We start from the raw sequence: 24,667 nt of genomic DNA, 5'->3' as shown, positions 1-24,667 counted from the left end.
GCGTGGTCACCCTCCCGGCCGGTTGCGACATCACCAAGCCTAATTCGCCGTCGCGCAGAGCCTCGGCGCGTCGCGCCAGATGTCACGACGCTTCTGACGGCAGAAGGCCGTCGGGCTCGACCTCAGCCCTGCTCCAACACGTGGAGCGCTTCCTGCAGGTCTGCCGGGTATCCCGAGACGAACGTGACCCATTCCCCTGAGCTCGGATGGTCGAACGCCAGTTGCCGAGCGTGCAGCCACTGACGCGTCAGCCCGAGGCGCGTAGACAGGGTGGGGTCGGCGCCGTACATCGTGTCCCCGACGCACGGATGCCGTTGCGCGGCCATGTGCACCCGGATCTGGTGGGTGCGGCCCGTCTCCAGGTGGATCTCGAGAAGGCTGGCAGCGGGGAACGCCTCGAGCGTCTCGTAGTGGGTGACCGAGGGCTTGCCCGCGGCCGTCACGGCGAACTTCCAATCTGCGCGAGGGTGGCGGCCGATCGGCGCGTCGATGGTGCCCGCAAGGGGATCCGGATGGCCCTGCACTACCGCGTGGTAGATCTTTTCCACCGTTCGATCATGGAAGGCACGCTTGAGTGCCGTGTAAGCGGACTCGCTCTTGGCCACGACCATCAGACCGCTCGTGCCCGCATCGAGGCGGTGCACGATCCCCGCTCGTTCGGCCGCGCCAGATGTGGAGATGCGATAGCCGGCGCCGGCGAGAGCTCCGAGCACCGTGGGCCCCTCCCACCCGATGGACGGATGTGCCGCGACCCCTGCCGGCTTGTCGACCACCACAATGTCGTCGTCGTCATACACGATTCCGAGGCCTGGCACGGAAACCGGCACGACCTCTACCGTGGGCTTCGGCGTCCAGCTGATCTCGAGCCACGCGCCTGCTGTGAGTCGGTCCGACTTCTCGAGCACCCGACCGTCGAGGAGGACTCCGCCGGCCTCTGCCACGTCCGCGGCGAAGCTGCGCGAGAACCCGAGCAGTTTGGCCACCCCTGCGTCGACCCGCGTCCCCTCCAGCCCGTCTGGAACCGGGAGGCTTCGATACTCGCTCATCGGATACGCCCCTCAGCGCAAGCCGCCGACGTCAGAGGCTGCAGCGACCTGGGGCGGCCCGAGCAGTGCGCGACGGCGTGCTCTGTGGGCGAGCCGGGTGCCAGCGGCTCAGACATGTCCGGGAGCAGGATGTCCCGTCTCACCAGCGCGAACCGCTCGCGATTCCGCGCGCTCTCGACCGTCCGGTGCATCCCTGCGGCGTTCGTCGTCGCTCGATGAGGCATCCCCAGAGGCCTCATCGTCGCCGGGGCGCTCGTCGGCGGCGGGCGCCGTATCTGGGGCCGGCTCAGATGCATCCGCATCTACGGAAGCGGCATCCGCTCGGTTGCCGGCCCGTTTGCCGTCGAGCCCGATTCCCAGCACCGTGAGGACCAGGAAGAGGATCATCGCCCCCACGATCGCGGAGTCCGCCAGGTTGAAGATCGCGGGCAGCAGTGGAATGCGCAGGAAGTCGACGACCTCCCCCACTCCGAAGGACGGCGGCCGGAACAGACGGTCGCTGAGGTTGCCAAGCAGACCGCCGAGCACAAGCCCGAACACGATGGCCCACACGACCGACCGGATGCGCCTTGCGTACCAGATCACGAACACGAGCACGGCGATGCCCACGATGGAGAAGATCCACGTCGAGCCCGTGCCTATGGAGAACGCTGCACCCGGGTTGCGGTCGTACTCGAAGATCAGCAGATTCCCGACCACCTCGCGAGGGACACGATACGGGAGCGTCGTGACCACCCACCATTTGGCGAGCTGGTCGACGACGAGTACGAAGAGTGCGACCGCGACGAGTAGGACGATCGCGCGGACGCTGACCCCCCTAGGGTTCTCAGCCTCCAAAGCTCTGGAACGTCGGAGGGTTCTGACGATCGCCGTCGCCAGAGCTGACGGCGGCGAACTGGCCGGACGCTGCCGCGGCACCTGCCGGCTTGAAGCCGCCCGTACCCACTCCTGCGTTGTCGAGGTCGCGCAACTGGCCCTCGATGTAGCTCTTCAGCTTTGCGCGGTAGTCGCGCTCGAAGTTGCGGAGCTCCTCGATCTGGCGCTCGATCCCGGACCGCTCCGACTCGAGGGCTGTGATCTGCGCGCGCTGCTTGGCCTCGGCCTCCGCGACCACTCGTGCGGCGGTGGCGTGGCCCTCTGCGATCAACGCGTCGCGCTTCTCGACGCCCTCCCGCACGTGCTCCTCGTGCAGACGACGAGCGAGCTGGAGCAGGTTGTTCGTGCTCTCTGTCTCGTCGACGGTCGAAACAGGCTGAGGCGCGGCCTGAGCAACTGCGGGCGCGGGGATCGCCTGAGTCTGTTCGGACGAGCCGTTGCGCTGCAGCTCCGCAATGCGGGACTCGGAAGCCGCCAGACGCTGTTTCAGCTCGTCGTTCTCCTGGCCAAGGCGGCGGAGCTCGACCACGACCTCGTCGAGAAAGTCGTCGACCTCGTCCTGGTCGTAGCCCTCACGGAATTTGGTCGGTTGGAACCGCTTGTTGACGACATCTTCCGGAGTTAGCGCCATGGCCTACCACCCTTAGAGCTTGATTTCGAACAGTGGATAACGTTCAGCTAACGCTAGCAAAGTCGGCTGGGACCCTGCCATCGTCGAGCCGCGTCGTGCGACATCAGACGAAGGACGACGCGACGTACATGCCGATGATGCACGCGAACATCGTCAACGTCCAACCGAAGTCGAGCGCGACAGGTCCCAACGACAGTGGCGGCAGGAGCCGCCTGAAGAATTTGATAGGGGGATCCGTGACCGCGAACGCCGCCTCGGCGAGCACGAGTCCGACCCCCCGAGGCCGCCAGCTTCTCGCGAATGTGCGCACGAGGTCGAGTACGAATCGCACCCAGAGCACCACGAAGAACAGCAGGAACACGTAGTACGCGACGGTCGCGATGATCGAGACGGCGAGGGGCACAGATCAAGTATGCGTGACGTCAGCTGTGCCTTAGCGCCAGGCGTCAGGCGCCGGCGAAGAACGACGCCTCAGCGTCGCTGCCGACGCTCGCCGTCGGCCCAGACACCATGACGTGCTCGGGCGAGAGCAGGAAGACCTTGCTCGTCACCTTCTCGATCTTTCCGCGAAGGCCCTGAGTGAGACCGCTGGAGAAGTCGATCATGCGCTGGGCTTCGGATTCGCTCATCTGGGACAGGTTCAGGATGACCGGGATGCCGTCGCGGAAGGACTCCGCGATCATCTTCGCGTCACTGTACTGCCTGGGATGAACTGTCAGGATCTCATTCACTTCTTGCACCGTCACATTCCTGGCCGGGGTCGGCTTGCGCAGTGGCGTGACTGGCGCCTTGGCCGGTGCAGCATGCTGGACCGGCGCGACAGGTGCCGGATGCGCAGGGGCGACCGGTTCTTCTTCGTACTCGAGCTCGTCTTCCACGAGGCCGAGGTAGGCCATCGTCTTCTTGAGCGGGTTAGCCATTGGGTCCTCCGTGTGCTGCTTGAGGTCTTGCGGTCTGGCCGGTCGCCGGCGCATTCCAAAGCCAGGCTAAGCACGCTCGGGCCGCTTTCCCGTTATTGCCGTGCCGATGCGAAGGTGTGTCGCCCCTTCTGCGATCGCTTCGACATAATCGCCGGACATTCCGGCCGAGATCGCGCGCGCATCCGGCGCCACCGAACGCAGCAGATCGGATGCCTCGCGCACCCGGGCGAACGCACGTCGCGGCTCCTCCCCCAGCGGCGCGACGGCCATGACGCCGCGTAGCCGCAGGCGAGGCTCTGCCAGCACGCGCTCAGCGAGGGCGAGCATCCCGTCGGGCGCGACGCCGCCCCTGCCCGGCTCGTCACTCAGGGCAAGCTGGATGAAGCAGTCCAGCACGCCGTCCCCTCGAACCTCGTCGGAGCCGTCCTCCACCGCACTCAGGGCCTCGACCGCCGCGGGACGGTCGACGGAGTGCACCGAGCTTGCGAAGCTGCGCACGAGCTTCGCCTTGTTTCTCTGCAACTGGCCGATGAAGTGCCAGCGCAGCACATCTTGCGGTCCGCTCGCGCCGGCCAATTCGGATGCCTTCATCGCCGCCTCCTGCGCCCGGTTCTCACCCACATCGCGCACACCCAACTCCACGAGTTCCCGCACGAGCGATGCCGGCTGGAACTTGGTCACCACGATGGTCGTGATCTCCGCAGGATCCCTGCCCGCCGCGCGCGCGGCATCCGACACGTTCTGCTGCACGTGCGCCAGCCGCTGGGCGAGGGGCAGGCCGACGCCGTCGATCCCGTCTGTCACTTCAGGAAGTCGGGCACATCCAGCACATCGTCGTCATCGAATGCCGGATCGTTCACCGCGGCCTCGACGAGCTTGGAGTCGGCATCCGACCAGGTGCCCTGAGTGGGGATGTCTTCCTCCTCCAGCGCCTGCGTGTCCGTGAGCTCGCCGCCCGTGGCCGAGGTCGACGACACGAACGTGGCACGGCGCACGTCGGCCTTCTGCGCCTGGGGCTCGCCGCCATCGAATCCCGCAGCGATGACCGTGACGCGCACCTCGTCGCCGAGGGTGTCGTCGATGACCGCACCGAAGATGATGTTCGCCTCCGGGTGCACGGCCTCCTGCACGAGGCGAGCCGCGTCGTTGATCTCGAAGATTCCGAGGTTCGAACCGCCCTGAATGGACAGCAGCACGCCTCGCGCGCCCTCGATGCTCGCCTCGAGCAACGGTGACGCGACGGCGAGCTCGGCCGCCTTGATGGCTCTGTCGGCGCCCCGGGACGAGCCGATGCCCATGAGGGCGGACCCGGCCCCGTGCATGACCGACTTGACGTCGGCGAAGTCGAGGTTGATGAGACCGGGGGTCGTGATGAGGTCGGTGATGCCCTGAACACCGGCGAGAAGCACCTGGTCGGCGGTTGCGAAGGCCTCGAGCATGCTGATGCCGCGGTCGCTGATCTCCAGCAGCCGGTCGTTGGGCACCACGATGAGGGTGTCGACCTCTTCTTTCAGGCGCGCGACGCCAGACTCCGCCTGATCGGCCCTGCGCTTGCCCTCGAAGCCGAACGGCTTGGTCACCACACCGATGGTGAGTGCTCCGATCGACTTGGCGATCCTTGCCACGACGGGTGCACCGCCGGTGCCCGTGCCGCCGCCTTCACCCGCGGTGACGAAGACCATGTCGGCGCCGGTGAGGGCCTCTTCGATCTCCTCGGCGTGGTCTTCGGCCGCTCTCCTGCCGACCTCGGGGTCTGCGCCGGCCCCGAGCCCACGAGTGATCTCGCGACCCACGTCGAGCTTCACGTCAGCGTCGCTCATGAGCAGCGCCTGCGCGTCGGTATTGATGGCGATGAACTCGACGCCACGCAGGCCGAGCTCGATCATGCGGTTCACGGCGTTGACGCCGCCACCGCCGATGCCGACGACCTTGATCACGGCGAGGTAGTTCTGGTTTGCGCTCACGATGGCCCTCCGCTGGCAACCTTCAACTTCAAGTCGAGGCTTAAAGTTATGCTCGGTATGCATTTACTAGGCCTGACGCTAAGCGGCGCAGGCTCCCCTGGGCTGCAGATCCTCCGCGTGTCGCCGACGCCGGGCACCGATGTCGATGCCGGGAGCCCGGACGGCGGCTCGATCGCGGGCGATCAGCGCGTGACGGGGCTCTCGGGAGCCGACACGTCGTACACGGATGCCCCTGGCGCGGCTTTGATGAGCGCGCTCAGCACTGAGGCCTTCTGCCCTGCCTCGTCCGGGCCGCCCCAGACCACGGTGACGCCAGAGGTGAGCTTCAGGGTCACGTCTTGTGCGCCCGTCGCGCTCGCACTGTCGACCTGGCTGAGCATGCCGGTGGGGAGTGCGGCGAGCACGTCGGCGGCAGCGCGGAATTCGTCGTGCTTGGACGTCTCGGATGCGTCGTCCGGTATTGCGATGACGGGGTACCCGCCCGGCCGTTCCGCCGTCGTCTGCATCACAACCCCGGCCTGGTCGACGAGCTGGAATCCGGAAGGCACCTTGAGGAGCGCGATCGGCACGCGCTCGACGATGCGCACGACCAAGGTGCCCGGCGGATCCGCCTCTGTGCTGTAGCTGCGTATGAGCGGGAACCCTTCGAGCTCCTTGCGCACCTTCGAGTAGTCGATGAGCGGAAGGGGCGTGCCGAGCTGAGGGCTCAGCGCGCGTCGCACCGCAGCAGCGTCGATGCGCTGCGCACCGACCACCTGTACCGAGCGGAGCGCCATGGCGGGTGAGAGCGACACGAGCACGGCTGCCAGCAGTACGAGCACGAGCGACCCGACTCCGATCAGCCAGGCCAGCCTGCGGCGCCTGGTCGCCCTCGTGAACCGCTTGATCTCGGCTCGTTCGTATCTGCGTCGCCTCCGCGCGGCAGCTCGCACACTCGGGGAATCGCTGTCGCCCACGAGCGACCGCACTGGTGGCGAACCAAGAGACGAGGCAGCGGGCGGATCCTTCGCTTCCGTGCGGCCGGACCGCGTGGGCGCCAGCGGGACGATAGCGATCGGCGCGGTGTCGGCATCCGGCTCCAGGGTCGCGACTGCAGGGTCCGATCGGCTCGGGCCATCCACCGACGACCCGCCGGACCGGCGGGGCGCACGAGAAGGCGAGGAGACGGCATCCGGCGCCGCCGTGCTCGACTGCTCCTCGGCGGCGCGCTTCTGGCGTTCGTCGCCTCGCGCTCGTGGGACGCGAGGCGTGACGCGCGCGCTCGCGTTCTCGAATCCTTGAGGACGCTTCACGCGTCAGCCGTTCGACCGTCGCAGGGATTCGAGCAGCTGCGGCACGATCAGATTCACGTTCCCGCACCCGAGCGTGATGACGAAGTCGCCTTCACGTGCGAAATCCGCCGTGAAATCCGCTGCTCGCTGCCAGTCCGGGATGTACTCCACCTTCGTCGGGTCATGGAACCGTTCCGAGACGAGTTCCCCCGTCACGCCGGGTACCGGGTCCTCGCGAGCTCCGAACACGTCGAGTACGACCGTCTCGTCTGCGTACTGCTCGAGGGTCTCGGCGAACTCTCCGGCCAGCCGCTGCGTGCGGCTGTACGTGTGTGGCTGATGCACCGCGATGAGCCGCCCGTCGCCGACGACGGTGCGAGCCGCTTCCAGCACCGCACGCACCTCCGTGGGGTGGTGCGCGTAGTCGTCGTACACGCTCACGCCCCCGATGGTTCCGTGCAGCTCGAACCGCCGGTGCGTGCCGCCGTAGGACTGGAGCGCAGAGATCGCGGCCTCCGGAGCCACGCCGAGGTGGGTCAGCACGGCGAAAGCCCCTGCAGCGTTGTGCGCGTGATGCCTGCCCGGTACTCGAAGCCGGCCCCGGTAGTCGTGTCCGTTCCAACTGAGTGTGAACGACACGGGGCCATCGGTCGTTACCTCGCTCACGCGCACGTCAGCCCCCTCCGACTCGCCGAACGTGACGACCCGCTGGTTCGATATGCGTGGGGTGACTTCGCCCGCTCCCTCATCATCGGCCGAGATGACGACGAGCTCGCGAGCACGATCCGCGAAGGTCACGAAGGCGTCTTCTACCGCTTCGTACGAGCCGTAGTGGTCGAGGTGGTCGTCGTCGATGTTGAGGATGAGGGCGATGGCCGTGTCGTAGAGGAGGAACGAACCGTCGGACTCGTCGGCCTCGATGACGAACAGCCCCGAGTCGCCATGCCTCGCGTTGGTCTCCAGCCCCTCGATGACGGCTCCGTTCACGAAGCTGGGGTCGGCGCGGAGCTCGACGAGAGCCGTCGCGATCATGCCGGTCGTGCCCGACTTGCCGTGCGCGCCCGCGACGGCGACGAGCCTGCTCTCCCGGGTGAGCCAGGCGAGCGCCTGGGACCGGTGCAGCACGGGAATGCCGTGCTCGAGGGCATACAGGTACTCGGGATTGTCTTGCCACAGCGCGCCCGTCACGACGAGGGTGTCGGCGTCGCCCACGTTCGCTGCGTCGTGCCCGATCCGGATGCCTGCGCCGAGCTCCTGCAGAGCGCGCGTGTAGTCGCTCTCGACTCGGTCGGACCCCGTAACGGGGATGCCCGCCTTGAGGAAGAGGCGGGCTATGCCGCTCATGCCCGAACCGCCGATTCCGACGAAGTGGACCCGCCTGATCGTGTCAGGAAGCCTCAGGTTCACATCGGGCTTGATCACTGTGCTTCGGGTGTCCTGTCTGTCATGCCGCGGAATCGTCTCCACGTTCGGCGTCTACTGCGAGCTGCTTTTCCAGTATGCCGTCAGCGGCCTGATGGACGGCCGCGACCCGCTCTGGGCAGAGTCGCCTGCGCCTCGCGGATGAGGGCGACCATGCGCTCCGCGCCGTCGCGGACCCCCACCTTCGCTGCTGCCGCCGACATGGCACTGAGCCGTTCGCGATCCTGCAGCAACGGCACAACGGATGCCTGCACCCACTCGGGCGTGAACGCCGCATCTGCGACGAGAACCGCGCCTCCCGCCTCCACGACGCCCGCTGCATTGAATCGCTGTTCTCCGTTGCCTACCGGGTATGGCACGTAGACGGCGGGGATGCCGAGGGCTGAGAGTTCGCTGACGGTGGCCGCGCCGGCGCGGGAGATCGCCACATCCGCGACCGCCAGGGCGAGGTCCATGCGGTCGCAGTAGTCGATGAGGTGATATCCGGACACGCCCGGGTCTTGGAACTCCGCAGCGCCTCCTTGGATGTGCAGCACCTGGTATCCGGCGCCCGTCAAGGCGGAGGCGGAGGCGATGGCGCTGGCATTCACGCTTCTGGCCCCGAGGGAACCGCCCGTGACGAGAACCGTCGGGCGATCCCCGAGACCGAAGTACTCGATGGCCGTCGGGCGTGCCTCTGCTCGGTCGAGCACCTCGATCTCGTGCCTCAGCGGCATTCCGACGAACCGAGCGTGTGCGATCGGCGTGTTCTGGAACGCAACCCCCACCTGAGGCGTATATCTGGCGCCGAGGCGGTTCGCCAGCCCAGGCTTCGCGTTGGCCTCGTGCAACGCGAGAGGAACGCCTTGCAGGTGGGCCGCCCGGTACGCGGGAGCCGCCGCGTACCCCCCGAAGCCAGCGACCACATCCACTTCGCGCTCTCGGATGAGGGCACGCACCAGCGCGACGCTCGCGCGGAACCTGCCGGGAAAACGCAGCGCCGCGGCATCCGGTCGGCGCGGGAACGGCAGTTTTGGGATGGTTGCGAGCTCGTAGCCGCGCGCGGGCACCAGACGCGACTCGAGGCCCTCCGCCGTGCCCAGAACGATGATCTCGGCATCCGGCTCTGAGCCCCGAAGGGCGTCAGAGACGGCGAGCAGCGGGTTGACGTGGCCGGCGGTGCCCCCGCCGGCCATTAGGTAGGTGGTCACCGCCCCAGTCTCCCGAACGGCGACGCGACGAGCGAGTTCGAAGGCGTGCGAGTGAACGAGAGCACGACCCCGATGGCGAACAGAGAACTGATCAGGGCTGTGCCTCCCGCCGATATGAGCGGCAGCGGCACGCCAAGCACCGGCAGCAGGCCGAGCACGACGCCGATGTTGACGAGGCCCTGTCCGACGAGCCAGAACATCACGGATCCTGTGACGACGCGCGCGAACGGATCGGTCGTCGCGCTCATGATGCGCACGAAGCAGATGGCCAGGAGCACGAACAGCAGGAGCACGACGATAGCGCCGAGGAGTCCCAGCTCCTCGCCGATGATCGAGAAGATGAAGTCGGTGCTCGCAGCGGGAAGCCAGTTCCACTTCGACTCCGAGTTGCCGAGCCCCACCCCGAAGAAGCCGCCGTGCGCGAGCGCGAAGTTGCTCTGCTCGATCTGCCAGCCCGTGCTCATCGGATCGGTGGTAGACGGGTGCAGGAAGCCGAGGATGCGCTCGAGACGGTTGGCGCGGGTGACCGCGAACAGCAGGGCGGCGCCGACCGCGATCACGCCCGTGACGATCAGCTGTCGCAGGGGGATGCCGGCGAAGAAGAGTGCGCCGAGCACGATGGCGACCATGATCGAGGTCGTGCCCAGGTCGCCGCCGGCCAGAACCAGCCCGATGGCAATGGCCATCACGAGCACGACGGGCAGAAGCCCGTACTTCCATTGGGCGAGACGGTCCTGCTTGCGCGCGATGAACATCCCCATCCACAGGATCATCGCGATCTTGATCGCCTCGGAAGGCTGGAAGACGACGGGGCCCACCTTGAGCCAGTTCTGGTTGTAGCCGGTGCCGTTGTCCGAACCGAGCGGGGTCGCCACCACGAGGAGCTGAAGTGCTGCAGCAACCATCAGGGCGGGCCAGGCGATGCGCTTCCAGAACGATGACGGGATGCGCGAGGCCAGCAACATGATCGGAACGCCGATCAAGGCGTAGAGCCCCTGGTTGAGGAACCTGGCGAAGAAGCTGTCCCCGTTGGAATGCGAGTCGACCGCAGAGGAGGACAACACCATCACGAGGCCGAAGACAACCATGAAGAGAGTCACGCCCAGCAGCAGGAAGTAGTTTGCGGATTCCCCCGCGAAAACCCTTCCCATGGAGATGCGTGCGCTGAGAAGCGACCCTCTCGTCTCCTGGGCGGTCGGCGCGGCATCCTGAGCAGGCGGGAGACGTCTCGCGCCACGTGACGCGGCCTGCGTGGGAGCTGTCACCGGTTCCCCTGCCTTCCCTGCTGCGCTTGTCGGCGCGTGTCTTCCCGCGTCAGTGATCTCAGGAGGCGTCTGGCCCCTGGTCGTCGGCCAGCAGGTCGTGCACCGCCTTGGCGAACCGGTCGCCCCGATCCGCGAAGTCGGCGAACTGGTCCAGCGACGCCGCGGCCGGAGCGAGGAGGACGGTGTCGCCCTCCTTGGCCAGTCGCGCCGCAAACCGGACCGCTTGCGGCATCACGGTCTCAGTCTCGCCGGAGGCCACGGCCAGCACCCGAACCTGCGGCGCGTGTCGACGGAACGCCGCCAGAACGGGCTCCTGGTCGAGCCCGATGACCACGGCTCCGGAGAGCCGGTCGGCGTGCCTGCGCACAAGATCATCGATCGCGACACCCTTGAGATCTCCGCCCACGATCCAGACGACGTTCTCGAACGCGCGCAGCGAAGCATCGGCCGCGTGCGGATTCGTGGCCTTCGAGTCGTCGACCCAGAGCACGCCGTCGTGCGCGGCGACCGTCTCGATGCGATGCGGATCGAGACGGAAGGTTGCCAGGGCGTCGTGGATGACGCCGGCAGGCACCCCGTACGAACGCGAGAGCGCCGCCGCGGCGAGGATGTTCGCCACCACATGCGGTGCCGCCAGTCCGGCCGCACGCAGCTCGTCGATCGTGGTGAGCTCCAGGGCCGTGGTCGCGCGGTCCTCGAGGAACGCCCTGTCGCACAGGATGCCGTCGACGATGCCGAATTCGCTCGGCCCGGGGGAATCGAGTCCGAACCCCACGGCACGTGCACCCTCAACGACCTCGGCCTCCTCCACCATGCGAAGGGTTGCCAGATCGGCCTTGTTGTAGACGCATGCGATCTTCGTGTTCTCGTACACCTTGGCCTTGGCTGCCCCGTACGCCTGCATCGACCCGTGGAAGTCCAGGTGGTCCTCTGCGAGGTTCAGGCACGCGCTGGAGAACGGGAAGACCTCCCCACCCGCGTTGCGGTTCAGCCAGTGCAGCTGATAGCTGGACAGCTCGACGACGAGCACGTCGAACCCCTCCGGGTCGCGAACGGCGTCGAGCACGGGGATGCCGATGTTGCCGCAGGGCGCAGCGCGCACGCCCGAGGCGACCAGGAACGTGGCGGTCAGCTCGACGGTTGTGGTCTTGCCGTTCGTGCCGGTGATGCAGATCCACTCCGCCGCAGGCTCGATCTTGTCGCGCACTCGCCACGCGAGCTCGACATCGCTCCACACGGCAACGCCCGCCTGCTCCGCCCATGCGAGAACAGGGTGATCCGGGTGGAACCTGCCGGATGAGACGACGACGACCTCTGGGGCGAACTCTGTGACGGCGCCAGGGACCACAGACAGATCGCCGACATGCAGGCGTGCGCCGATCACGTCGAGGAGCCGCGCGCGCTCCTCGTGGTAGGCATCCGCAACGACAAGCACGTCGGCACCGAGTTCGGTGAGCGTGTCGGCGCTGGAGAATGCGGCGACGCCGAGCCCGAGCACCACGACGCGCAGGCCATCCCACTCCGAGCGCCAGCTGGTCAGGCTTGCGAGCCGCCCCTGCAGCTCGGGTGTCGTCACGACGTCCTCGACAACCACTCGAGATAGAACGAGCCCACGCCCGCCGCGACGAGGAGGCCGGCGATGATCCAGAACCGCACCACCACGGTGACCTCCGCCCAGCCCTTGAGCTCGAAGTGATGGTGGATGGGACTCATGCGGAAGATGCGTTTGCCGTGCGTCAGCTTGAAGTAGGCCCGCTGCAGGATCACCGATCCCGTCTCGATGACGAACAGCCCGCCGATGAGCACGAGCAGCAGTTCGGTGTGGCTCAGGATCGCGAGCGCCGCGAGAGCTCCGCCGAGGCCAAGCGAACCGGTGTCGCCGAGGAAGATCTGGGCGGGCGACGTGTTCCACCACAGGAACCCGACGAGCGCTCCCACGATCGCCGCCGCCACGACGGCCAGGTCGAGCGGATCCCGCACCGTGTAGCACTTGAAGAGGTTGTCGGTGTCGATCGTCTCGCTGAAGCAGGACTGGTTGAACTGCCAGAAGCCGATGATGATGTACGACCCGATCGCCAGGATGGATGCCCCGGTGGCGAGGCCGTCGAGGCCGTCCGTCACGTTGACCCCGTTGGAGGCGGCCGTGGTGATGAGGTTGACCCAGATCAGGTAGAGCAGGATGCCGATGATCGGGATGCCTCCGACGACCATCAGGTCGAGCGGCAGGTCCCTGATGAAGGAGATCTCGGTCGAGGCGGGCGTCACGCCCTCGTTGCTCGGGAAGTTGATGGCAAGGATGCCGAACACTGTCGCGACGATGACCTGCCCTGCGACCTTCGACCATCCGCCCAGCCCGAGACTGCGTTGCTTGCGGGTCTTGAGGAAGTCGTCGATGAAGCCGACGACGCCGAGGCCGACCATCATGAGCAGAACGAGCAGGGGCGACATCGAAAGCCCGTCACCGCCGTTCAGCAGCACCGCCACGAAGTAGCCGACGAGCGTCGCGAGAATGATGACGATGCCGCCCATGGTCGCGGTTCCGCGCTTGGCGTGGTGCGACTGCGGACCGTCGTCTCGGATGAACTGTCCCCAGCCCAAGCGGCGGAACAGCCGGACGAAGACCGGTGTGAGGAACAGCGAGAAGGCGAGCGAGAGCGCCCCTGAGGTCAATAGAGCTCTCACGAGAACAACTCCCCCAGCCGATCGCCGAGGTGACGCAGGCCGGCTGCATTCGACGACTTCACCAGAACCGTGTCGCCCTCGCGCAGCATCGACTTCAGCAGTTCGAGGGCGTCGTCCTGTGTCTCGACGAAGACGGATTCCCCGTCCCAGGAACCCTCATTAATCGTGGAGATGTGCATGCGCCTGGCGCCGGCCCCGACCACGACGACCTGGTCCACGCCGAGGCGCACCGCGAGAAGCCCGACCCTGTCGTGCTCCTCCCCCGCCGACTCACCGAGTTCGGTCATCTCGCCGAGCACGGCAACCGCGCGGCCGCCTGGTTCGCGCAGCTGCACGAGCGTTTTGAGTGCCGCAGCCATGGAGTCGGGACTCGCGTTGTACGCATCGTTGATGACGGTGATGCCGCCCGCACCGCCCATGACCTCCATGCGCCACCGCTCGGCTCGCGTGACCGACTCGAGTCCGGCGACGATGTGGTCAATGCCGACGCCCAGCGCGTGCGCGGCAGATGCCGCGGCCAGAGCGTTCGCCACGTGATGCTCGCCGAGCACGCGGAACGTCACATCCGCGCTCGTGTCGTCTGGAAGCCGCAGTGTGAAGGTCGTGCCCGAGCGCGAGGAGCGCACCTCGGTCGCGCGTACGCGGTCTGGCGCCGCGTCTCCTTCGAGCCCGAACCACAGCACCTGCGCCCTGGTGACCTGGGCCATCGCTGCGACACGCGGGTCGTCGGCGTTGAGCACCGCCGTGTCGTCTGCCTCGAGGTCCGTCACCATCTCGGACTTCGCGCGCTGTGTGTGTTCGATCCCGCCGAACTCTCCAGCGTGCGCGAGGCCGACCTTCAGCACGACTCCGACGTCGGGCTTGGCCATGCGGATGAGGCGTGCGATGTCGCCCTCGCGGCTCGCGCCCATCTCGGCGACGAGGAACCTGGTGCTGTCGCCGACCTCGAGCATCGTGAGCGGCGCACCGACCTCGTTGTTGAATGATGCCCGTGGTGCGACCGTCTCGCCGACACGGCCGAGGATCGCAGCCAACAGGTTCTTTGTCGTCGTCTTGCCGTTCGATCCCGTGATCCCGACGATCCGGAGGATGCCCGCCTCGCGCACTCGGGCGATCACGGTGCGCGCGAGCGCTCCGAGCGCGTCGACGACGTCGGGCACGACAATCTGCGGTACTTCGAGTCCGAGTTCGTGGTCGACGACGACGAGTGCGGCCCCACGCTCGACCGCCTGAGGTGCGAAGAGGTGCCCGTCGGTGAACTCGCCCGGCTTGGCGAAGAAGACGCCGCCCGGCAGCACTTCCCGCGAGTCGGTGTACGACAGCCCATCGATCACCGACGACGCCGCGTCCGGGCCGGCGACGATGCGCCCGCCGACCGCCTCAGCGATCTCGCCTATCGTCATGGCGATCACGAAAGCCAGCCCGCCTCGCGAAGCGCAAGCTTCGCGTCTTCACGTGCCGAATAGGGCAAGTGCACTCCTGCGACCTCCTGATAGTCCTCGTGCCCAGGGCCCGCGTAGAAGACCACGTCGCCCTCGCCCGCGTGGGCAATGGCGGTGCGGATGGCGACCCGCTGGTCCGCGATCTCCTCCACGTGAGCGTCGGGAACGGCATCCAACGCCCCGGCGATCAACGCAGCACGGATGGCTGCGGGGTCTTCGAACCTTGGGTGGAAATCGGTGATGATGACCTCGTCTGCGCCGCGCGCGGCGATGGCGCCCATCTCGGCCCGTTTGGTGGCGTCGCGGTCTCCGTCGGCGCCGAACACCATGATGATGCGGCCGGGGGTGACGGCGCGAAGTGACGAAAGAATGCGCGCGAATGCGTCCGGGGTGTGCCCGTAGTCGACGAACACCACGGGTCCCGACTCACCCGAGACGCGCTCAGCACGGCCGGGAATGTAGGCGAGGATGCCGCCGTCGCGATCCAGCACCTGTCCGATCGCCTCGAGGTCGAACCCTGACTCCACGAGCATGACGATGGCGAGAGCGGCGTTGCCCGCCATGAACGAGCCGAGAACCGGGATGCTCGTGCTGAGCGCGCGCCCGTCCGGCCCGACGAGGGTGAACGCCGTGCGATCGATGGTCTGCTCGCCGAGCTCGACTCGCCAATCCGCCTCCACACCGGCAGCCGTGGCGAGCGTGGTGACCGGAATGCGCGACTCGTCGGCCGCCCTTCTGCCCCACTCCGAGTCGACCGTTACAACGCCCCGTCGCGCACGGTCGGGTGAGAAGAGCGCGAGCTTGGCGCTGTAGTACTCGTTCATCGACTCGTAGTCGTCGAGGTGGTCGTGGCTGAGGTTGGTGAATCCGGCAACGTCGAACACGATGCCGTCCACCCGGTGCCTGGTCAGCGCCTGTGCCGAGACCTCAACGGCCGCGCCGCGCACGCCGGCCTCCCGCATGCGTGCGAGCAGGGCGTGTAGCTCGCTTGCCTCTGGCGTCGTCAGCGAGCTGGTCACGGCGAGATCGCCTACGCGTCGCTCGGCCGTCGAGCTGAGGCCAGAACGCACGCCGATCTGCTCGAGCACCGCCGTGATGACGTAGACGACGCTCGTCTTGCCGTTCGTGCCCGTGACGGCGTAGAGCGTGGCGGGGTTCTCGTCTGTGCGATAGACCCAGGCAGCCACCTCTCCGAGCACGGCCCGCGGGTCGTCGGTGACGATCACGGGAACGCCAGCGGCCGATGCCAAGGGCGCACCGGCCTCGTCCGTGAGCACGGCCGTTGCGCCGGCTGCAGCAGCATCAGCGGCGAAGGATGCGCCGTGCGCCCGTTTTCCGGGAAGTCCGACATACAGATCGCCCGGCTCGACGGTGCCGGATGCGACCGTGACGCCACTCACCTCGACCGAGTCGACCCGTTCGAGTGCCTCGAACCCGAAATCGGCCACCAGTTGCGAGAGGGACCGGGAGACGGGGTGCTCGGGGCGCAGCATCGCAGTGCCCGTTCCGGTCACGTGGCTCACTTTCAATAGGTGTCTGGGTAGTTGGCCGGCGGAGCGGTCGACGGCTGAACCCGGAACGCCTTGAGCACCTGGCTCATCATCGTCTTGAACAGCGGTCCCGCCGCCAGGGACGATGTAATCGTAGTCGGGAAGCCGATGTTGACCGAAACGAGATACTGCGGATCGTCCACCGGGGCGACGCCCATCACCGACACGTAATAGCTCTTCATGTACCCGCCGTTTCCGTCCGGCTCCTGCGCCGTTCCGGTCTTGGCGGCCACGAGATAGCCGGGGATCTGGGTGTTCGGGAGGGTGGAGATGGGACCGCCCTTGAGCACGTTCTCGAGCATCCCGAGAATCTCCTGCGAGGTCTGGGTCGACACCACGCGAGTGCCCTTCTTGGAGGGGACGTCGGTCATGGTGCCGTCCGCCTGCTTGCAGCCGTCGACGATGGAAAGCGGCACTTTGACTCCGCCGTTCGCGATGGCCTGGTAGGCGCTGAGCATCTGCGCCTGAGTGATCGAGAGGCCCTGGCCGAATGTAGTGGCGTAGCGCGTCTGCTCGTCCCACTTGGACGGGTTGGTGAAGTCCCCAGACAGCTCCCCAGGGAAGTCGACCGCGGTCTTGCTGCCGATGCCGAACTTCTTCATGAAGTCGTAGCGTGCCTGATCATCCATGCTCGTGCCGAGCTCCGACATGCCGACGTTCGACGACTCGGTGAGCACCCCGGTGAGGGTGAGGTGCTGCACCGGGTGCGTCTCGTTGTCAGCCACGAACACACCCTTCTGCGGCGAAAGCGAGTCGGGCACGAGGAGTTGGCTCGTCGGGGATGCCTTGCCCGAGTCGATCAGGGCGGCCGCGGTGAGTGGTTTGAAGATCGACCCCGGCTCGTACTGGTCCTGGAACATCATGGCCTTCCAGTACTGGGTGGGCGTCGCGTCGAGGTTGTTGGGATCTGCCGACGGATATTGGGCGGCGACGCGGATCTTCCCGTCTTTCACGCTGACCACGCTCACCATGCCGAATTGGGCGCCGAGTTGCGGCACCACCTTGGCGAGCTCGTCTTGCGCGAACCACTGCAGGTCGGGATCGATGCTCGTGACGACCTCGCCGCCGTCCTTCGCAGGCTTCTGCACCTTGGTGCTGCCGGGAATGGTCACCCCGTCGGCACCGACCTGGTAGGTCTCCTCGCCGTTGTTTCCGGCTAGGCACTTGTTCTCGCCGGTCTCGAGACCGGCTTGCGCAACGCCGTCTCCGTTCAGGAAACCGAGGATGTTCCCCGCAACAGCGCCGTTCGGATACACGCGCACCTGATGACTCGTGGAATCGAGCCACGGAATCTGCAGCGCCTTCAGCTTCTGGTACGTGGCGACATCCACGCCCTGCACGATGGGCGCGTACATGGAGTCCTTGTTCTGCGCGAGTGCAGCTTGGATCGGCCCGGTGATGTCGGTGGGCTTCTGCCGCGTGATCTTCGCGATCTCGACGGCCGCTTGATCGAGGGACACCTTCTTCGACTTGCCGTCGATAGTGATGTTGCTCGGCTTCGTCGTGAACTTGGGAGTCGCGATGAAGTCATAACGCAGCACGGTGCGTGCCAGGACCGTGCCGTCGGCGGCGACGATCGATCCCCTCGTGCCCTCGATGGTGGAGACGTTTCCGCGACGCTCCGCGGCCTGGCGGTCGAGGGAGTCCGCTCGAACCACCTGCACATCGACGAGCCGCACGACGAAGACGATGACGATGGCCAAGACGGCCACGATGGCCACGGCGACCCGCCGACGATGGCTCTTCACGGTCGTCGTCATGAACTCCCTCTGGCTATGGCGGCCCGCCGCGTCGGGCGAGGCCGCCGACTTGGTTGATCGGTGCCGTCGTCAGTGTGTCGAAGGCGCCGGGAGGGCCCCTGTCCACGGTACGGGCCCCTGGCTCGCCTGCTGCTGATTCCCGTTCGGTGTGGTGGATCCAGCGCCAGAGGATGTCTGATCGCCCGTCGCCTGCGTCCCGTTCGAGCTCTTCGCCGCCGAGTTCGACGCCGACGACTTCGAACTCGACTTCGGGGCGGTGACGAGCGGGATGTCCTGGGTCAGGGCGTTCCCCACCAGCTGACCCGTGGAGCCGGCCGAAGCGGAGGACGGCGCGGGCGAGCCGATGACAGCGCCATCGGAGAGCCGCAGGTAAACGGGCGTCCCGTTGTTCACCATGCCGAGTGCCACAGCATTCGCCGCGAGGTACTGAGGCGACGAAAGCTTCTGCACCTTCTCGGATGCCTCTTGGTACGAACGCGACAACTGGGCCTTGTCCGCCTGCAGCGACTCGATGCGATACGCACCCTGCGAAACACCGATCGACAACAGCAACTGGGCGACGACGACGACCATGACCGTCAGCACGGCCACGGCCGCGTAGAACAGCTTGGGTCGTGCCCGCCGCTCTGCGCGAGGCAGTGCCTGAAGATGCGGCCCTGTGCGGCGCGCCGGTGCTCGCGTCGATGGGAGCGACGCCGTCGCTTGGCTCATGACTTCCCCCTGATACGTTCCGCCGCGCGGAGCCGAACGGGGATGGAACGCGGGTTGCGCGCCCTCTCCTCGTCGTCGGCCAGCTCGGCCCCCCTGGTCAGCAAGTTCAGTTCCGGCCGATGCTGCGGAAGCTCCACCGGTAGTCCGGCCGGAGCCGTCGACGTCGCCCTCGCCTGGAGAGCGCGTTTGACGATCCGGTCCTCCAGGGACTGGAACGACATGACGGCGATCCGACCGCCCACTCTGAGCACGTCGACCGCGCGCGGAATGGCCCGCTCGAGCACGTCGAGCTCGTGGTTCACCTCGATGCGCAGCGCCTGGAACACGCGTTTTGCCGGATGACCAGCCCGCTGCAGCGCCGCAGGTGTTGCAGCCTGGATGACCGAAACGAGTTGTGCCGACCGAGTGATCGGCGATTCAGCCCTAGCCCTCACGATCGCCCGGGCGTACCGGGCGGCCAGCTTCTCTTCCCCGTAGTCGAGGAAGATGCGCCGCAGGTCCGCCTCGTCGTATTCGCCGATCACCGTCCGGGCGGTCAGTTCGGACGTCGCATCCATGCGCATGTCCAGAGGCGCGTCCTTCGAGTACGAGAAGCCGCGCTCCACGCGGTCGAGCTGTAACGACGAGACTCCGAGGTCGAACAGCACGGCGTCGACGGTGGGATGACCGAGGGATGCGACGGCATCCGTGATCCCGTCGTACACGGTGTGCACCACGTTCAGCCGATCGGCGAATACAGACAACCGCTCCGACGCCAGCGCGATCGCTTCGGTGTCGCGGTCGAGGGCGATGACGGTGAGGTGCGGGAAGCGCTGCAGGAACGCCTCAGTGTGTCCGCCGAGGCCGAGAGTGGCATCCACGAGCACCGGGCTCTCGCCCTGGAGCGCAGGCGCCAGGAGTTCGATGCAGCGCTCGAGCATGACCGGTGTGTGGATGTCGCGAGGATCGATTGCGTCGGTCATGGCTCTCAAGGGGCCTTGCTCCTGACGCCGGATCCCCATCCACACGCCACCTGACACCGGGGAAGTGCATCAGGGTGCGTTGCTGTGGCTGGGAGTCCGGCGCCAGGCGCTAGAACAGCCCCGGGATCACCTCCTCGGCCGTCTCGGCGAACGAAGCCTCGTTCTCGGCAAGGTAGGCATCCCACGCAGATGAGTCCCAGATCTCCGCACGGTTACCCGCGCCGATGACCGTGAGGTCTCTTTGCAGGCCCGCGTACGACCGCAGAAGCGGTGGGACCGTGACGCGGTGCTGCTTGTCGGGGACCTCGTCGCTGGCTCCCGAAAGGAACACGCGCAGGTAGTCACGAGCCTGCTTGCTCGTGACCGGTGCCTGTCGGATCTTCTCGTTCAGCGACTCGAACTCACGACGCGAGAAGACGTAGACGCACCGTTCCTGCCCACGCGTCATCACGAGTCCTGACTCGAACTCGTCGCGGAACTTGGCGGGAAGAATGATGCGCCCTTTCTCATCGAGCTTGGGGGCGTAGGTGCCAAGAAACATCGGCCCCTCCCCCGTCGATCACGCCGCGAGCCTGCGACTCCTCCACTTTACTCCACAACCATCCACGAATCGCGGAAATGCGGCGGAATTCACAGAATAGGCCCTCCCCGTGCCGCGAGAACACGCGGAAATCCTCGGGTGGAGGGTGGTGGAGGACAACAACCTGGTTTCGGCCGCGAACGAGGCCGAAGGGAGGGCGGCCTGCACGGCACGCCGAAGTGGGCTGCGCTAGGCAGCGTTAAGCACGAATCGCGCGCCCTAGGGCGCGCGATGGTGGTTCAGGGCTAGAAGTGGCCCGGTGGTCGATGTCTCAGTGGTCACCCTCTTGGCGCTTGTCCCAGCGCTCGTTGAGCTTGTCCATGAAGCCAGGCTGTGTCGATTTGGCGGCAGTCGTCTCGGGGTGCTCCCCCGCGATGGTGGCGGCCCGCTTGGCTCGACTCGGGGTTATGGCGACGAGCACGCCCGCAAGCATGAGCGCGAAACCCAGGATGCCGACGACCACGACCTGAAGGAAAACCCCGGTCAGTAAGACGGCGACACCGACGACTGCCAGCAGGATGCCGAGCACCACTGCACGGTAGGTGGGGCGAACGCGCGCACCACCGACCTTCGCGACAAAGTCGGCATCATTCTGATAGAGACTGCGCTCCATCTCATCGAGGAGGCGCTGCTCGTGCTCCGAAAGCGGCATCCTTGTCCCCCTCAGGCTTCGAGAACGACCATATTGTGACTTCTGATTCTAGTCTTGCTGCCGCAGCTAGGCTAGGCGCGTGCCGGAAAGCAACGGATTGATCGACCTTGTAGACGACCGTATCGGACACTTTCTCGAAACGCGCGATTCCATTTTGTTGTCCATCGCCCCAGACGTGGGGCCGCTTGCCGCGTTCTCCCGGCAGTTTCTCAGTGGCGGCAAGAGATTCAGGGCTCTGTTCTGCTACTGGGGCTACCGGGCCGTCCACGATGCATTGCAAGGGCAGGAGCCCGGCCACCTCGACCCGGTCGTCGGCACGGCGGCAGCGCTCGAGCTGTTCCATGCCGCAGCGCTCGTGCACGACGACATCATCGACCGGTCCGATACCCGCCGCGGCGCCCCGTCCGCCCATCGGCGTTTCGCGGCTCTGCATGACGAGAACGGCTGGGAGGGATCGGCAGCGCAGTTCGGCGAGGGCGCGGCTGTGCTGCTCGGCGACCTCCTGCTCGGATTCAGCGACGACCTGCTGGGCGAAGCACTCGCGGACGGAGTGCCTGCGTACCGGGCACTCGGGGTGCGCCGCGAATTCGGGCGTATGAGGGCCGAGGTGATCGCCGGTCAGTACCTCGACATCCTGGAGGAGCGTTCATGGCGCTCCGAACGCGAAGAGGAGCTGCTGCCAAGAGCCGAACGGGTGATCGTCTACAAATCTGCGAAGTACAGCGTGCAGGCGCCTCTTGTCATCGGGGGCATTCTGGCCGGCGGTACTGCGGCTCAGCTCGAGGCGTTGCGTGATTTCGGCCTACCCCTCGGGATCGCGTTCCAGCTCCGCGACGACCTGCTCGGGGTGTTCGGCGATGCTGAGGTGACCGGCAAGCCGAGCGGCGACGACCTGAGAGAAGGCAAGCGCACGGTGCTCGTCGCTTTGACCAGGAGGGCCCTGCCACCGTCGGCGCGACGCGTGCTCGACGAGCTCCTCGGCGATCCCGGCCTCGGCGACGAGCAGATCAGGATGCTGCAGAACACGATCAACTCGTCAGGGGCGACGGCGGAGGTCGAGCAGATGATCCGGCTCAACGTCGAGCGTGCGGCGCGCGCCCTTGATGACGCACCCCTCGGGGATGCCGCTGCCGAGCAGCTGCGCGAACTCACGAGATCGGTCAGCGAACGCGTCGCCTGACGGGCTGAGCTCACGCCCTTCGACTCGCTTCGCGTGCTCAGGGAGCGAAGCCGGCGCGCAGGCTCAGCCCAGCGCCTGTGCGATACGACGCACCTCGGCCTTGCGTCCGGCCAACAGCGCATCGATGGGCGCAACTCCGAGGCTGTCCTCCGGCTCGAGCAGCCAGGACATCGCCTCTTCGTCGCTGAACCCGGCGTCGGCCAGCACCATCAAAGTGCCCCGCAGCTCGCTGAGGGGCTCGCCTTCGACGATGAAGTCGGACGGCACCTTGAGCACGCCGTCGATGCGGGTCGCCAGCAGGTGCTTGTCTTCGAACAAGCGGTGCACACGCCCAACGCCCACGCCGAGCACGTCGACGAGCTCGGGGACGGTGAGCCAGGTTCTCTCTACTCGGATCTGATCGGATGCGGAACTCGGTTTCGCCACCCGACTAGCGTGCCACAAGCGACTGAGCCGAGGGCCATCGGAGCTTGCTCCGATGGCCGAGGCGATGGAGCTTGTTGAGGGGCGCAGCCCCGATCACAAGCGACTGAGCCGAGCGCGATCGGAGCTTGCTTCGCGTGCCCCATTCGTTACCGTGTTCTACCCGGACGCCAAGCAGGTCGTCCGTAGACTCGACGGGTGACAGCGAGCCAGCCCGACCCGATGCTCGGCCGTCTCATCGACGGCCGGTATCAGGTGCGTTCGCGCATAGCCAGGGGTGGGATGGCGACCGTGTATCTCGCCACCGATCTGCGCCTCGAGCGACGGGTCGCCATCAAGGTGATGCACGGCCATCTCGCCGACGATGCCCAGTTCAAGAACCGCTTCGTGCAGGAGGCGCGATCGGCGGCCCGGCTGGCGCATCCCAACGTGGTCAGCGTGTTCGATCAAGGCCAGGACGCCGACATGGCCTACCTCGTCATGGAGTACCTTCCCGGCATCACGCTGCGCGACCTCTTGCGCGACTACGGCAAGCTGACGCCCGAGCAGACGATCGACATCACCGACGCCGTGCTGTCGGGCCTCACCGCCGCCCATCGGGCAGGGATCGTGCATCGAGACCTCAAGCCGGAGAACGTTCTGCTGGCCGATGACGGCCGGATCAAGATCGGCGATTTCGGCCTGGCCAGGGCCGTGACCAATAGCACCGGAACCGGTCAGGCACTGCTTGGGACGATCGCATACCTCTCGCCCGAGTTGGTCACAAGGGGCGTGGCCGACGCCCGCAGCGATATCTACGCACTGGGCATCATGATGTTCGAGATGCTCACCGGGGAGCAGCCGTTCAAAGGCGAGCAGCCCATGCAGGTGGCGTATCAGCACGCCAACGATGCGGTGCCAAGGCCGAGCAGGCTGAACCCCGACGTGCCTCCGCAGCTCGACGAACTCGTGCTGTGGGCCACGGCCAAGAATCCCGCAGCGCGCCCGGCGGACGCCTCCGTCATGCTCGATCGGCTGCTCGAGGTAGAGCGGGAGCTGCACACGCCGAACGGCGAAACGACCGCGCAGCCGACGCTCGTGCTGCCGGGCGGCGGCTTCGAGGCATCCGAGTCAGACACGCAACTCATCGGACCCGCCGCACAAGTGCGGCCCGAGGCATCGGCAACGGATGCCGTGGCCGCGCTCGCGAAGACGGCGCACGGTCGTCAGGCAAGGGGCTGGTGGTTGCTGGCACTGGTTCTCGTGCTGGCAGCCCTCTCGGCCGGCACCGGATGGTACTTCGGCGGGGGCCCAGGGTCGCAGGTGACGGTTCCACCGGTGAACGGCACCTCGCTCGATGCGGCCAGGAGTTCGCTCGTCGCTGCAGCCTTCAAGGTCACGTCGGATGAGGTCTACTCCTCTGCGGTGCCGGCCGGCTCGGTCGTGTCATCGGAGCCCGCGCAGGGAACCAAGGCCACGAAGGGGTCGACGGTTCAGTTGCACGTCTCGAAGGGCAGAGAACCCATCACGATCCCGCCGCTCGCCGGTCTGAGCAGGGCGCAGGCGGAGAAGGCGATCAAAGACGCAGGCGCCGTGGTTGGCGAGGTCGATCAGCAGTTCGTCGCGGATGTCGCGAAGGGCGTCGTGGTCTCCGCGGCGCAGGCGGAAGGCGATAAGGCCGACCTCTCGAAGGGCGGTGGTTACCTCAAGGGCGAGAAGGTGTCGCTCGTCGTGTCGCTCGGTGCCGTGCCCGACGTGACAGGCAAGGCCGAGGCGGACGCGCAATCCGAGCTGGCGGCGGTCGGCCTGAAGTCCGTCGAAGGCAAGAAGGACTACAGCGACGACGTACCGAAGGGAGCCGTGCTCTCTCAAGCGCCGCAGAACCAGGGACCCGTTCGTCAGAGCGACACGATCGTGCTCGACATCTCGCTCGGACCGGCGCCCGTCGCCGTGCCCAACGTGGTCGGCGAAACCTGGGACAAGGCGAAGAAGGACCTCACGGACGCCGGGTTCAAGGTCAACTACCCGGCCACGGTCGGCCCGATACCTGTCGACCAGTTCCCCGCGGCCTTCAAGGTGACGGCGATCGATCCCGGTGCGACCACGATGCAGCCGAAGGGCAGCACCATCACGGTGAGCCTGGCTCCCAACTTCTGATCCT

23 protein-coding genes are annotated in these 24,667 nt (G+C 66.7%); 2 read left to right on the top strand and 21 right to left on the bottom strand.

The features are described from left to right. Nucleotides 1-122 precede the first annotated feature (122 nt). From ACO2Q7_RS00620 to ACO2Q7_RS00525, 20 genes are all read right to left on the bottom strand, one after another. Nucleotides 123-1,046 carry an RluA family pseudouridine synthase gene (locus ACO2Q7_RS00620; protein ID WP_423353715.1) on the bottom strand — a complete coding sequence of 308 codons (924 nt, stop codon included), beginning with the start codon at nucleotides 1,044-1,046 and terminating at the stop codon, nucleotides 123-125. Between the two features lie 108 nt (nucleotides 1,047-1,154). Continuing rightward, nucleotides 1,155-1,883: a signal peptidase II gene (lspA, locus tag ACO2Q7_RS00615; RefSeq protein ID WP_423353714.1), complete on the bottom strand. Its 729-nt coding sequence runs from the start codon at nucleotides 1,881-1,883 to the stop codon at nucleotides 1,155-1,157. Continuing rightward, entirely contained in the window at nucleotides 1,873-2,553 is a 681-nt protein-coding gene (locus ACO2Q7_RS00610) for a DivIVA domain-containing protein (RefSeq protein ID WP_423353713.1), read from the bottom strand. The genes lspA and ACO2Q7_RS00610 overlap by 11 nt, the downstream gene beginning before the upstream one ends. A 103-nt stretch (nucleotides 2,554-2,656) precedes the next feature. Further along, nucleotides 2,657-2,956, bottom strand: coding sequence for a YggT family protein (locus tag ACO2Q7_RS00605; protein WP_423353712.1), 300 nt, complete (start codon nucleotides 2,954-2,956; stop codon nucleotides 2,657-2,659). A gap of 43 nt (nucleotides 2,957-2,999) precedes the next feature. Further along, on the bottom strand, nucleotides 3,000-3,473 hold the full coding sequence (locus ACO2Q7_RS00600; protein WP_423353711.1) for a cell division protein SepF: 474 nt from the start codon (nucleotides 3,471-3,473) through the stop codon (nucleotides 3,000-3,002). A 66-nt stretch (nucleotides 3,474-3,539) separates the two neighbouring features. Next, a complete protein-coding gene (locus ACO2Q7_RS00595) occupies nucleotides 3,540-4,277 on the bottom strand; it encodes a YggS family pyridoxal phosphate-dependent enzyme (protein ID WP_423353710.1) in 738 nt (245 codons plus the stop codon). Next, nucleotides 4,274-5,437: a cell division protein FtsZ gene (gene ftsZ, locus ACO2Q7_RS00590; protein WP_423353709.1), complete on the bottom strand. Its 1,164-nt coding sequence runs from the start codon at nucleotides 5,435-5,437 to the stop codon at nucleotides 4,274-4,276. Before ftsZ ends, ACO2Q7_RS00595 begins: the two co-directional genes overlap by 4 nt. A 182-nt stretch (nucleotides 5,438-5,619) precedes the next feature. Then, nucleotides 5,620-6,729 (bottom strand): FtsQ-type POTRA domain-containing protein, encoded by a 1,110-nt coding sequence (locus tag ACO2Q7_RS00585; RefSeq protein ID WP_423353708.1) that lies wholly within the window; start codon nucleotides 6,727-6,729, stop codon nucleotides 5,620-5,622. A 3-nt stretch (nucleotides 6,730-6,732) separates the two neighbouring features. Next, nucleotides 6,733-8,130: a UDP-N-acetylmuramate--L-alanine ligase gene (gene murC, locus ACO2Q7_RS00580; RefSeq protein WP_423355922.1), complete on the bottom strand. Its 1,398-nt coding sequence runs from the start codon at nucleotides 8,128-8,130 to the stop codon at nucleotides 6,733-6,735. Nucleotides 8,131-8,213: 83 nt separating this feature from the next. Beyond that, nucleotides 8,214-9,320 carry a UDP-N-acetylglucosamine--N-acetylmuramyl-(pentapeptide) pyrophosphoryl-undecaprenol N-acetylglucosamine transferase gene (locus ACO2Q7_RS00575; protein ID WP_423353707.1) on the bottom strand — a complete coding sequence of 369 codons (1,107 nt, stop codon included), beginning with the start codon at nucleotides 9,318-9,320 and terminating at the stop codon, nucleotides 8,214-8,216. After that, on the bottom strand, nucleotides 9,317-10,585 hold the full coding sequence (gene ftsW / locus ACO2Q7_RS00570; RefSeq protein WP_423353706.1) for a putative lipid II flippase FtsW: 1,269 nt from the start codon (nucleotides 10,583-10,585) through the stop codon (nucleotides 9,317-9,319). Before ftsW ends, ACO2Q7_RS00575 begins: the two co-directional genes overlap by 4 nt. Nucleotides 10,586-10,643: 58 nt before the next feature. Then, complete coding sequence (murD, locus tag ACO2Q7_RS00565) at nucleotides 10,644-12,161, bottom strand: UDP-N-acetylmuramoyl-L-alanine--D-glutamate ligase (RefSeq protein WP_423353705.1); 1,518 nt, start codon at nucleotides 12,159-12,161, stop codon at nucleotides 10,644-10,646. Then, nucleotides 12,158-13,267, bottom strand: coding sequence for a phospho-N-acetylmuramoyl-pentapeptide-transferase (gene mraY / locus ACO2Q7_RS00560; RefSeq protein WP_423353704.1), 1,110 nt, complete (start codon nucleotides 13,265-13,267; stop codon nucleotides 12,158-12,160). The genes murD and mraY overlap by 4 nt, the downstream gene beginning before the upstream one ends. Further along, nucleotides 13,264-14,679 carry a UDP-N-acetylmuramoyl-tripeptide--D-alanyl-D-alanine ligase gene (locus ACO2Q7_RS00555; RefSeq protein WP_423353703.1) on the bottom strand — a complete coding sequence of 472 codons (1,416 nt, stop codon included), beginning with the start codon at nucleotides 14,677-14,679 and terminating at the stop codon, nucleotides 13,264-13,266. Before ACO2Q7_RS00555 ends, mraY begins: the two co-directional genes overlap by 4 nt. After that, nucleotides 14,676-16,202, bottom strand: a complete 1,527-nt coding sequence (locus ACO2Q7_RS00550; protein ID WP_423355921.1) for a UDP-N-acetylmuramoyl-L-alanyl-D-glutamate--2,6-diaminopimelate ligase — start codon at nucleotides 16,200-16,202, stop codon at nucleotides 14,676-14,678. The genes ACO2Q7_RS00555 and ACO2Q7_RS00550 overlap by 4 nt, the downstream gene beginning before the upstream one ends. Before the next feature lie 32 nt (nucleotides 16,203-16,234). Further along, a complete protein-coding gene (locus tag ACO2Q7_RS00545) occupies nucleotides 16,235-18,019 on the bottom strand; it encodes a peptidoglycan D,D-transpeptidase FtsI family protein (RefSeq protein ID WP_423353702.1) in 1,785 nt (594 codons plus the stop codon). 69 nt (nucleotides 18,020-18,088) lie between these two features. Then, nucleotides 18,089-18,730 carry a hypothetical protein gene (locus tag ACO2Q7_RS00540; protein ID WP_423353701.1) on the bottom strand — a complete coding sequence of 214 codons (642 nt, stop codon included), beginning with the start codon at nucleotides 18,728-18,730 and terminating at the stop codon, nucleotides 18,089-18,091. Then, nucleotides 18,727-19,692, bottom strand: a complete 966-nt coding sequence (gene rsmH / locus ACO2Q7_RS00535) for a 16S rRNA (cytosine(1402)-N(4))-methyltransferase RsmH (RefSeq protein WP_423353700.1) — start codon at nucleotides 19,690-19,692, stop codon at nucleotides 18,727-18,729. The genes ACO2Q7_RS00540 and rsmH overlap by 4 nt, the downstream gene beginning before the upstream one ends. A gap of 109 nt (nucleotides 19,693-19,801) precedes the next feature. Continuing rightward, a complete protein-coding gene (mraZ, locus tag ACO2Q7_RS00530; protein ID WP_423353699.1) occupies nucleotides 19,802-20,233 on the bottom strand; it encodes a division/cell wall cluster transcriptional repressor MraZ in 432 nt (143 codons plus the stop codon). Nucleotides 20,234-20,543: 310 nt separating this feature from the next. Next, nucleotides 20,544-20,924 carry a DUF3040 domain-containing protein gene (locus tag ACO2Q7_RS00525; RefSeq protein WP_423353698.1) on the bottom strand — a complete coding sequence of 127 codons (381 nt, stop codon included), beginning with the start codon at nucleotides 20,922-20,924 and terminating at the stop codon, nucleotides 20,544-20,546. Between the two features lie 79 nt (nucleotides 20,925-21,003). Between ACO2Q7_RS00525 and ACO2Q7_RS00520 the strand changes: the two genes are divergently transcribed. Next, a complete protein-coding gene (locus ACO2Q7_RS00520; protein ID WP_423353697.1) occupies nucleotides 21,004-22,104 on the top strand; it encodes a polyprenyl synthetase family protein in 1,101 nt (366 codons plus the stop codon). Nucleotides 22,105-22,167: 63 nt separating this feature from the next. Here ACO2Q7_RS00520 and ACO2Q7_RS00515 read toward each other — a convergent pair whose 3' ends face one another. Continuing rightward, a complete protein-coding gene (locus ACO2Q7_RS00515; protein ID WP_423353696.1) occupies nucleotides 22,168-22,530 on the bottom strand; it encodes an Rv2175c family DNA-binding protein in 363 nt (120 codons plus the stop codon). 195 nt (nucleotides 22,531-22,725) lie between these two features. Here ACO2Q7_RS00515 and pknB point away from each other — a divergent pair, with 195 nt between their 5' ends. After that, on the top strand, nucleotides 22,726-24,663 hold the full coding sequence (pknB, locus tag ACO2Q7_RS00510; RefSeq protein WP_423353695.1) for a Stk1 family PASTA domain-containing Ser/Thr kinase: 1,938 nt from the start codon (nucleotides 22,726-22,728) through the stop codon (nucleotides 24,661-24,663). The last annotated feature ends 4 nt before the right edge of the window (nucleotides 24,664-24,667 follow it).

This window comes from Rathayibacter sp. KR2-224 (assembly GCF_049446075.1).
Classification (GTDB): domain Bacteria; phylum Actinomycetota; class Actinomycetes; order Actinomycetales; family Microbacteriaceae; genus Humibacter.
Note: the sequence above shows the minus strand (reverse complement) of the source record. Positions and strands in the feature narration are given on the sequence as shown.

Bases quoted from the DNA above. Each gene is read 5' to 3' on its own strand.
- ACO2Q7_RS00620 (WP_423353715.1), bottom strand. From the start codon at position 1,046: ATGAGCGAGTATCGAAGCCTCCCGGTTCCAGACGGGCTGGAGGGGACG.
- ACO2Q7_RS00610 (WP_423353713.1), bottom strand. From the start codon at position 2,553: ATGGCGCTAACTCCGGAAGATGTCGTCAACAAGCGGTTCCAACCGACC.
- ACO2Q7_RS00600 (WP_423353711.1), bottom strand. From the start codon at position 3,473: ATGGCTAACCCGCTCAAGAAGACGATGGCCTACCTCGGCCTCGTGGAA.
- ACO2Q7_RS00550 (WP_423355921.1), bottom strand. From the start codon at position 16,202: ATGCTGCGCCCCGAGCACCCCGTCTCCCGGTCCCTCTCGCAACTGGTG.
- ACO2Q7_RS00545 (WP_423353702.1), bottom strand. From the start codon at position 18,019: ATGACGACGACCGTGAAGAGCCATCGTCGGCGGGTCGCCGTGGCCATC.
- ACO2Q7_RS00540 (WP_423353701.1), bottom strand. From the start codon at position 18,730: ATGAGCCAAGCGACGGCGTCGCTCCCATCGACGCGAGCACCGGCGCGC.
- rsmH (WP_423353700.1), bottom strand. From the start codon at position 19,692: ATGACCGACGCAATCGATCCTCGCGACATCCACACACCGGTCATGCTC.
- mraZ (WP_423353699.1), bottom strand. From the start codon at position 20,233: ATGTTTCTTGGCACCTACGCCCCCAAGCTCGATGAGAAAGGGCGCATC.
- ACO2Q7_RS00525 (WP_423353698.1), bottom strand. From the start codon at position 20,924: ATGCCGCTTTCGGAGCACGAGCAGCGCCTCCTCGATGAGATGGAGCGC.